This window comes from Bradyrhizobium sp. Leo78 (genome assembly GCF_059512425.1).
The window spans coordinates 1-1,101 of sequence record NZ_JCAMOT010000150.1 but is presented as its reverse complement, the minus strand read 5'-3'; the positions used below and the strand labels follow the sequence as shown (position 1 = coordinate 1,101).

Sequence of the window (1,101 nt, the reverse complement as noted above, 5' to 3'; positions counted from 1 at the left end):
AGATTATAGGCGATCAGATTGAGCAGGAAATCGGCGGCGACGCGACCGATGCCGCGATGTTTGGTCTTGCGCATGGTCCCGTGCTGCTTGCCCCAACCGAAGATGCACTCGATCATCGCCCGGCGCGATTGTGACATGCCGTATCCCGGATGCCGCGTGGTTCGTCCGTCGATGGCGCTGTTGCGGTTCTTGCCGGTTTTGGTGACGGCCTGGTTCTGCGTCACATGCGGTGTCACGTTGATGGCACGAAGATTGGCCACGTGATCGGCGGTATCGTACGCCTTGTCCTCGCCGGCCGTGATGCGGTGGCCGGCGGCTTTGCCTTGGGCCTTCAGCATGATCTCCGAGGCGCGGCGTTCGGTCGCCAGCCCATGCCGGTTCTCCATTGTGGCATGGCCCATATAGCAGAGCTTCGCCTCCCGCCCGGCCGCCTTGCGGTAAAGCCTGCTGTTTGGATCGCTGGTACTCGCATGGGTGTCGTTCTTGCGCTTCTGGCCATGGAAGTTTGCGCCGCCATCATCGTCACCGCTACCGTCCTTGGGACGAAAGCTCTTCTGTGACGCCCAGGCTTCGATCAGCGTTCCATCCACCGAGAAATGCTCGTCCGACAGCAGCGGCTTGACCTGCGGATGGTTCAGAAGCCGGGTCATGAATTTCTTAAACACCCCGCCGTTCTGCAGCCGGTCTCGGTTCTTGGTGAAGGTGGTCGGGTCCCAGACCGGGTCGTCGGGCGAAAGCCCCACAAACCAGCGGTACAAAAGATTGTAGTCCAGTTGCTCCATCAACTCGCGTTCCGAGCGAATACCGTAGAACACCTGCAGCAGTAACGCGCTCAGCAATTGCTCCGGAGGCGTCGAGGGACGTCCTTCGCTCGCGTAGAGCTTCCCCAAGTCGCGATTCATCTCCGTCAGCACATCGCGGACGAACTGCCGGATCTTCCTGAGCGGATGGTCCGCAGGAACTCGTGCCTCCGGCGTAATGTACGAAAATAATCCGCCCTGATCCGAAAAAGCGCCCCGCATGCGAACCCCCGACGATCCATGATCGATATAGAATCATCAATCGCAGCCCCTGACGAGGGCTTTTTCAGCAGACTGCTAG

Annotated in this window: 1 protein-coding gene; it reads right to left on the bottom strand. The window is 59.9% G+C overall.

The features are described 5' to 3' along the window. On the bottom strand, positions 1–1,022 hold a 1,022-nt coding region (locus AC5ZG1_RS43980; protein ID WP_496136517.1), incomplete at its 3' end, for an IS5 family transposase. Between the last annotated feature and the right edge of the window lie 79 nt (positions 1,023–1,101).